The sequence below is a fragment of the Dongia deserti genome (genome assembly GCF_003574735.1).
GTDB classification, from domain to species: domain Bacteria; phylum Pseudomonadota; class Alphaproteobacteria; order Dongiales; family Dongiaceae; genus Dongia_A; species Dongia_A deserti.
The window spans coordinates 236,163-244,480 of sequence record NZ_QORW01000011.1 but is presented as its reverse complement, the minus strand read 5'-3'; the positions used below and the strand labels follow the sequence as shown (position 1 = coordinate 244,480).

Sequence of the window (8,318 nt, the reverse complement as noted above, 5' to 3'; positions counted from 1 at the left end):
GTCACGATCGCACCAACAGGCCGGACATATGGACGCAAGCGATCGGACCTGCTCAACCATCCAATCAACCTTGCAGGCAAAGGGCCGTCCACATATGGATGGTCGTGCCAAGCACGACCATGACGATCGAGAGTGAATGTCGCGCTGCGTGCTACGCGGCATTGGCGAGGTCATGACCCGCCTGCTGTTCTTCGCGCCGTTGAAGGCGCCGGATCATCCGACGCCGTCGGGAGATCGGACCATGGGGCGGCTCATCGTGCGGGCATTGAAGCGCGCCGGGTTCGAGGTGGAACTGGCAAGCCGGCTGCGCACACGCATCGCGGCGCCCAGCCTCTCCATGCAATATGCCAAGCGCGACAAGTCCTTTGCCGCGGCGGACCGCGTGATCGCACGCGAACGTCGGCGGCCAAAGGCGCAGCGGGCGCAGGCCTTCTTCACCTATCATCTCTATTACAAGGCGGTGGATTGGATCGGTCCGCGCGTCGCCGCGGCGCTCGATATTCCGTACTTGGTGGCGGAAGCGAGCCACGCACCGAAGCGCGCGACCGGCGATTGGGCTTTCAATCACACCGGCGCGGAGGCGGCGATCCGGCGCGCGGACGCGATCTTCTGCCTCAATTCCGGCGACAAGGAATGCCTCGCGCTGCTGACGCAGAAGCAGCGCCTCGTCGATCTGCCGCCCTTTCTGGACCTCAAGAGGTTCGCGCCGGCGCTGCCGGATCACGCAACAGCGCGCGCGACGCTGGTGCGGCGATGGAAGGTTGACGAAGCGTCGCCCTGGCTGCTGGCAGTCGGCATGATGCGCGTAGGCGACAAGCTCGCTTCCTATCGCGTGCTGGCGGAAGCTTTGAAGCGCGCGAAGCTGAAACGGCCGCTGCTGCTGATCGCCGGCGACGGCGAAGCGCGTAGCGAGGTCAAGGCCGCGTTCAAGGATGCGCCCTGCGGCGTGCGGTTTCTGGGCAAGATCGCGCCGGATGAGCTGGTGCTGCTCTACGCCGCGGCGGACCTGCTGGTCTGGCCCGCCATCAACGAGGCGTTCGGCATGGCGCTGCTCGAAGCACAGGCCTGTGGCTTGCCGGTGCTGGCCGGCGCATCGGGCGGCGTGCCCGGCATCGTGGCCGATGGCAAGACCGGGTTTCTGGTGCCGCCTGGCGACGCGACGGCATTTGCCGCTGCGCTGCGCCGTGCCTTCACCTGCGACCTGCCGGCGATGGGCCGGGCGGCACGGCATAAGGTGGAGCGGCGGCACGACATCGCGGCGGCATCGGCGACCTTCGCGCGCACGCTGGCGAAGCTGGGCGTCACGCCATGACGGTGATCGTCGCGCTGCGTCACGCGCCGACCGCCTGGAACCGCGACGGGCGCTTGCAGGGCCGCACCGACGTGGCGCTGGATGAGGAGGGGATCGCGGTCGCTGCACGCTGGCGCATCGCCCCGGACTGGGCGGGCTATCGGATTCTATCCAGCCCACTGCAGCGGGCGCGGATGACGGCGGCGATCCTTTTTCCCGATGCGGAGATCGGGATCGATCGGCGGCTCATCGAGATGGATTTCGGCACCTGGGAAGGCAAGCGCCTGGCGGAGTTGCGTGCCGATCCGAGCGCCGATGCGGCATCGCGGGAAGCCCTGGGCCTCGATTTTAGGGCGCCGGAGGGCGAATCCCCGCGCGAGGTGCAGGCGCGGATCCGGCCGCTGCTGGCGCGCCTGGCGGAGCTCGATCGGCCAACCGTGCTGGTCAGCCATAAGGCTGTCATCCGCGCCCTCTATGCCTTGGCGACGGGATGGACCATGATCGGCAAGCCGCCCACCAAGCTGCGCCTGAACTGCGCACAGCTGTTCCGGTTGGGCCGGGATGGCACACCGGCGGTGGAGCGGCTGAATGTGAGTTTGGAGGGGTGAGTGAGAGGCTGGCGCGATCGGAGACAACGTTGTGATGCACCCCTTCCCCCCTTTTGGGGGAAGGGGAGGCCTGATTGGGCGGAGTCATCGGAATGACCGCCCCCCGCGTCTTCTTTTACGTGCAGCATCTGCTCGGGATCGGGCATTTGAAGCGTGCGGCGGCGATTGCGCGGGCGCTGGTGGAAGCGGGCGCCACGGTGGATTTCGTGCTGGGTGGCGCGCCGGTTTCAGGCATCGCGCCGGCGGGTGCGCGGGTCGTGCAATTGCCGCCCGCAATCGCGTCGGATGCGCAATTCACCAACCTGCTGGATGAGCGCGGCAACAAGGTCGACGAACGCTGGAAGGTGAAGCGCAAGCAGGCGCTGCTCGACGCGTTCGAGGAATCCCGGCCCGACATCGTGCTGCTGGAAATGTATCCGTTCGGCCGCCGGCAGTTCCGCTTCGAGCTGCTGCCGTTGCTGGACAGCGTCGGTGCGCAATTCCCCAAGCCGGTGGTGGCGGTCTCGGTGCGTGACATCCTGGTGGACAAGGGCCGCATGGATCGCGCGCGCGAGGCGGTGGACATCGTCAATAAGCATGTCGACTTGGTGCTGGTGCACGGCGATCCTGCGCTGACGCGCCTTGATCTCACTTTTCCGCTGGCCAGCGAGATCGCGGACAAGACCGTCTATACCGGCTTTGTGGTGGAGCGGCCGATTGTCGTCGATTCCTTCGCCGATCGCGCCGATGGCGAGATCCTGGTGTCGGCCGGGGGCGGCGCAGTCGGCTTCCCGCTGCTGTCCGCCACGATCCGCGCCAAGAAGCTGACGCGCCATCGCCATCGGGTCTGGCGCATCGTCACCGGGGCCAATTTGCCGGCGGAAGAGCGGAAGGAGCTGGACAGACTGGCGTTTGGCGATCCCGACATCGTCATCGAAGGCTTCCGCGCGGATTTCGCCAGCCTGCTCACCACCTGCCAGCTCTCGGTGTCGCAGGGCGGCTACAACACGGTCATGGAGCTGATCGCGACCCAGTGCCCCGCGGTCATCGTTCCGTTCGCGGAAGGCGGCGAGAGTGAGCAGACCATGCGCGGCCGCATGCTGATGGAGCGCGCGGTGCTGAGCATGGTCGATCCGGAATTCCTGACCGGCGGCACGCTGGCCGCTGCGATCGATGCGGTCCGGCCACCCGCCGCCCTGGAGCTCAACCTCGATGGCGCGCGCCAAAGCGCCGCGGAGCTGATTGCCGGCTGGAAAAAGCGGCAATGAGCGGCTGGCAGGCGTTGGCCCGCGAGTGCGCTGCCTGGGAAGCGGGCGGCCGCCGGATCGAATTGTGGTGGCGCGACGATGACGCAGTTGCCGATACGCCGTCGCTGCGCCGCCTGCTCGCGATCGCACGGGTGCCACTGTCGCTGGCGGTGATCCCGGCGACGCTCGAGCCCAGCCTGCCCGCACTCTTGCAAGGCCACAGTTCGGTCAGCGTCCTGCAGCATGGCTTCGACCACACCAATCGCGCACCGGCCGGCGTGAAGAAGTCGGAATTTCCGCCGACGCGGCCATGGGCGGAGGTGGCCGGCGACTTGGCGAAAGGCCGGGACCGGCTGGCGACTGCCTTCGGGGCGCAGTTTGTGCCTGCCCTGACGCCGCCCTGGAACCGTATCGATGCGGGCCATGGAGCGCGCCTGGGGGAGTTGGGGTACCGCGGATTAACCACCTATCTCGGGCGAAAAGCAGGACAGACTGGAGATCTCATCCAGGTCAACACCCATGTCGACGTGATCGATTGGCATGGCAGCCGTGGTTTCCTAGGCTTAGCGGCGACCCTTGATCTGCTGGTGCAGCATTTGGCGGCTAAGCGCTTGGGAACGGCCGATCCCGGCGAACCAACGGGTCTGTTGACGCATCATCTGGTCCATGACACAGAGACGTGGGAATTTCTGGGAGCCTTGCTGGATTGGTGTGCCAAAAAGCCGACGATAAACTGGCGACGTGCCGCTGATCTGTTTCCGGAGTCTGGGAGAGAATGACCGAGCTGAGATACCCGCTCTCGGCCCTCGTCTGGGACTACGCCCGAGGGATCGCGGGCATTGTCATCTGCATTGTGATCCTCGTCACAAACGAATGGCATAACCAGTTGATATGGCTTTTCGTGGGATTGACCATCTTGTTCGCCATCTACACGATGACGACCGTCGCCAAAAACCTGGCGTGGTTCCGGGTGTCGGAAGAGGGGATTGAATGCGGGGGCTTCCGGAGGCAGTCCATTCGCTGGGGCGAGCTCAGCGAACTCGGTCTGCGTTACTATCCAACCTCGCGCAGCCGCAAAAAGGGTTGGATGACCTTGACGCTCAAGGCGAATGCGCCGTACGGAAGCAGGCGCAGCGAGGCCAGCGTGAAGATCGATTCGAACCTTCCTGGCTTTTCGGAGATTGCGACCCGCGCTGCCTGGGCGGCCAAGGAAAACAACCTCATGGTGGACCGGGTGACGGCGGACAATCTCGCCGCGCTCGGCGTTTCGGCGTGAGCGGCGGGCGATAGCCGATGGACCGTTCCGCCCAGCCGCCCCGGATGCAATCGCACGAATCGTTGCGGGGCGATGCCCTGGACGGCAACCTGCTGGTGGTGCGCGGGCTCAAGATCGCGTTCGACCTCGATACCGGCATGCTGGAGGCGGTGCGCGGCATTGACTTCCGCGTGCCGCACGGCAAGACCGTGGCGCTGGTCGGCGAATCCGGATCGGGCAAGTCGGTGGTGGCGCAGGCTATCATGGGCATCCTGCCCAAGATCGCGCGCATCTCAGCCGGTCAGATCCTGTTCGATCGCTCCACGTCTGCCCTCGGCGCGCGGAACGGCAATGGCGCTAAGCTGAACGGCGGAGCCATCATCGACATCGCGCGCGAGCCGCGCAACGGGCCGGTGATGCGCTCGATCCGGGGCGGCGCGATCTCGATCATCTTCCAGGAGCCGATGACTTCGCTCTCGCCGGTCCACACCATCGGCGACCAGATCGGCGAAGCGCTGCAGCTGCACCGCAAGGTATCGAGCCGCGAGGCCAGCGAGCTGGTGATGGAGATGCTGCGCCTTGTTGGCTTCCCCGACCCGCAGCGCGGCTTCAAGACCTATCCGTTCGAGTTGTCGGGCGGCCTGCGCCAGCGCGCGATGATCGCGATGGCGCTCATCTGCCGGCCGACCTTGCTGATCGCGGATGAACCGACCACCGCGCTGGATGTTACCATTCAGGCGCAGATCCTGAAGCTGATGATCGATCTGCAGAAGGAACTGCAGATGGCGTTGTTGCTGATCACGCACGATCTCGGCGTGGTCGCCAACGTCGCGGACGAGATCGTCGTCATGTATCACGGCGAAGTCATGGAATCCGGTACCCTGGAAGACCTGTTCCAGGCGCCGGAGCATCCGTATCTCCAGGCGCTGCTCCGCGCGGTGCCGCGCTTCGGCATGGCGCCGGGCGAGCGACTGACGCCGATCCGCGAGATTCCCGTGACCGAAGGCAAGATGTTCGCGGAGAAGAAGCCGTGGCCGGAAGGCGCGGGGCTCGGCGCGCCCCTGCTGCTGGTCGAGAACGTCAGCAAAAGCTTTTCGATCCGCAAGGGCGGCTTCTTCGGCGGCGATGAAAAGCAGGTGGTGGCGGTCGATGACGTCAGCTTCGAGGTGAAGCGCGGCGAGTGCCTGGGACTGGTCGGGGAATCCGGCTGCGGCAAGACCACGCTTTCCAAGATTATCATGCGCGCGCTGACGCCCGACACCGGGCGCGTCCTGTTCAACGAGGGATCGCGCCTCGTCGAAACGCTGAAGCTCAAAGGCAATGATCTCCAGGAATTCCGCAAGCGCATTCAGTTCGTGTTCCAGGATCCGATGGGGTCGTTGAATCCGCGCATGTCGGTGTTCGACATCATCACCGAACCTCTGGTGATCCACAATGTCGGGACGCGGCGCGAGCGCGAGGAAATCGCCAAGGAACTGATGGCGCTGGTGGGCCTGGACATGCGGCACCTGCGGCGCTATCCGCACAGCTTCTCCGGCGGACAGCGCCAGCGCATCGGGATCGCACGCGCGATCGCCTTGCGGCCCGACATCGTGATCTGCGACGAGCCGGTCTCGGCACTCGACGTGTCGATCCAGGCCCAGATCCTGAACCTGCTCAAGGACCTGCAGCAGAAGCTCGGCCTCACCTACATCTTCATTTCGCACAATCTGGCGGTGGTCGAATACATCGCCGACCGCATCATGGTGATGTGCGCCGGGCGCCTGGTGGAAATGGCGCCGGCGGACCGGCTGTTCCAGAACCCGGTCCATCCCTATACTCGGGCCCTGCTTGCGGCGGTGCCCGATCCATCCTTGACTTGCCGGCTCAATTTCGACCGACTGATGGAAGGCAAAGCTTCAATCCCGTCGGCTTGGCCGGCGCCCTTTACCATCGACCCGGATCGCCGGCCCGGCATGGTGGAAGTCTATGACGGACATTGGGTCCGCGCCGGTATCGACGTCAGGAGCGCAGCATGAAACGCCGGGACTTTCTGTTGACGAGCTTGGGGGCGGGCCTGGTGATGGGGGCGCCATCCGCCTTCGCCGACTTCATCAGCTCGCCGTTCTTCAAGGACGCGGAAGCGAAGGGCGACCTGCCGCCGGTGGCCGAGCGCCTGCCGAAAAATCCGGCGGTAGCAGCCATGCCGGAGATCGGCCGCCAGGGCGGTGAGATCCGCATGCTGATGGCAAGTGACAAGGACACGCGCATCCTGGTCGCCTACTCCTATGCGCGACTGGTCTGCTACGACCGGGACTACAAGCTGGTGCCCGACATCTGTGAAAGCTTCACGGAGGAAGAGGGGCGCATCTTCACCTTCAAGCTGCGCGAAGGGCACAAATGGTCGGATGGCGAGCCCTTCACTTCGGACGCGTTCCGCTATTTCTGGGAAGACGTCGCAAATAACGAAGAGTTGATGCCGACGGGCGTGCCGAAAATCCTGACGGTCGATGGCAAGCCGGCGAAAGTCGAGTATCCCGATGCGCTGACCGTGCGCTATTCGTGGGACAAGCCGAACGCGGAATTCCTGCCGCAGCTGGCGGGCGCCTCGCCGCTCTACATCTACCGTCCCGGCCATTACTTGAAGAAGTTCCACGAGAAACATCAGGACGCGGCGAAACTCGCCGAAGCTGTCAAGGAATCCGGACAACCAAGCTGGGCGGCCCTGCACAACCGCCGGGACAACCAGTATCGCAACGACAATCCGAAGCTTCCCTCGCTCGATCCCTGGGTGCTGCAGAACAAGCCGCCGGCAGAGCGCTTCATCTTCAAGCGCAACCCGTACTACTACCGAGTCGACGAAAAAGGCCAGCAGCTGCCCTATGCCGATCAGGTGGTGTTCACCAAGACCGATTCGAAGCTGATCCCGGCCAAGGCCGCGGACGATTCCGACCTGCAGGCGCGCAACATCCGCTTCGACAACTACACCTTCCTGAAGGAAAAGGAGGAGAAGCAACGGAAAATCTGGGTGCGGCTGTGGGACGACGGGCGCGGGAGCAAGCTGGCGCTCTATCCCAACCTCACCACGAACGACGTGGTGTGGCGCGGCGTGCTCCGTGACGTCCGCTGCCGGCGCGCCCTCTCAATGGCGATCAACCGCGACGAGATCAACCAGGCGATCTACTTCGGGCTCGGTGTCCCCGGCAACAATACGGTGCTGAACTTCAGCCCGCTCTACAAGCCGGAATACACCACGACCTGGGCAACGTACGATGTCGACCAGGCCAATCAGCTGCTGGACGAAATGGGCCTGACGAAGCGCGGCGACAACAATATCCGCTTGCTGCCGGACGGCAGGCCGATGATCGTCATTGTCGACACGGCGGGCGAGAGCACGGAAGAGACCGACGTGCTGCAGCTGGTGCGCGATTCCTGGAAGAAGATCGGCGTCGATCTCTTCACCAAGCCTTCGGAGCTGGAGGTCTTCCGCAACCGCATCTTTGCCGGCGAGTCCATCATGTCGGTGTGGGTGGGCGTGGATAATGGCTTCCCCAATGCAGACATGAGCCCATGGGAATTCACCCCGACCAGCCAGCAGCAATTGCAGTGGGCGAAGTGGGGCCAGTATTACGAAACCAAAGGTGAGGCCGGCGAGAAGGTCGACATGCCGGAAGCGCAGAAGCTGGCAGAGCTGATGGATGCCTGGCGCCAAGCCACCAAAAGCGATGCGCGCGCCAAGACGTGGAACGAAATCCTCGCGATCTGGACCGACCAGGTCTACACCTTCGGCACCGTGTCGAATGTGCCGCAGCCTGTGGTGGTCAACCGGCACCTGCACAACGTGCCGGAAAAGGCGATCTGGTCGTGGGAGCCGGGCGCACAGTTCGGCGTCTACAAGCCCGACACCTTCTGGCTCGACGAGAACCGGCGCTTGAGCACGGTCGCCGACCAATAATCTT

General features: G+C 64.5%; 7 protein-coding genes. All 7 read left to right on the top strand.

Annotated elements, in window-relative coordinates; all coding sequences use genetic code 11:
• Positions 1–136 precede the first annotated feature (136 nt).
• The 7 genes from DTX69_RS18845 (at position 137) to DTX69_RS18815 (ending at position 8,314) form a co-directional block, all read left to right on the top strand.
• Positions 137–1,312 carry a glycosyltransferase family 4 protein gene (locus DTX69_RS18845; protein WP_119303094.1) on the top strand — a complete coding sequence of 392 codons (1,176 nt, stop codon included), beginning with the start codon at positions 137–139 and terminating at the stop codon, positions 1,310–1,312.
• Positions 1,309–1,899, top strand: a complete 591-nt coding sequence (locus DTX69_RS18840; RefSeq protein WP_119303093.1) for a histidine phosphatase family protein — start codon at positions 1,309–1,311, stop codon at positions 1,897–1,899. The genes DTX69_RS18845 and DTX69_RS18840 overlap by 4 nt, the downstream gene beginning before the upstream one ends.
• Positions 1,900–1,991: 92 nt before the next feature.
• The gene (locus DTX69_RS18835; protein WP_119303092.1) at positions 1,992–3,146 is read left to right on the top strand and encodes a glycosyltransferase family protein; all 1,155 of its coding nucleotides are present in this window, start codon (positions 1,992–1,994) and stop codon (positions 3,144–3,146) included.
• On the top strand, positions 3,143–3,904 hold the full coding sequence (locus tag DTX69_RS18830; RefSeq protein WP_119303091.1) for a polysaccharide deacetylase family protein: 762 nt from the start codon (positions 3,143–3,145) through the stop codon (positions 3,902–3,904). Before DTX69_RS18835 ends, DTX69_RS18830 begins: the two co-directional genes overlap by 4 nt.
• 137 nt (positions 3,905–4,041) lie before the next feature.
• Complete coding sequence (locus DTX69_RS18825) at positions 4,042–4,401, top strand: hypothetical protein (RefSeq protein WP_162917354.1); 360 nt, start codon at positions 4,042–4,044, stop codon at positions 4,399–4,401.
• A 17-nt stretch (positions 4,402–4,418) separates the two neighbouring features.
• Positions 4,419–6,398, top strand: a complete 1,980-nt coding sequence (locus DTX69_RS18820; RefSeq protein WP_284735903.1) for an ABC transporter ATP-binding protein — start codon at positions 4,419–4,421, stop codon at positions 6,396–6,398.
• A complete protein-coding gene (locus tag DTX69_RS18815; protein ID WP_284735902.1) occupies positions 6,395–8,314 on the top strand; it encodes an ABC transporter substrate-binding protein in 1,920 nt (639 codons plus the stop codon). The genes DTX69_RS18820 and DTX69_RS18815 overlap by 4 nt, the downstream gene beginning before the upstream one ends.
• The last annotated feature ends 4 nt before the right edge of the window (positions 8,315–8,318 follow it).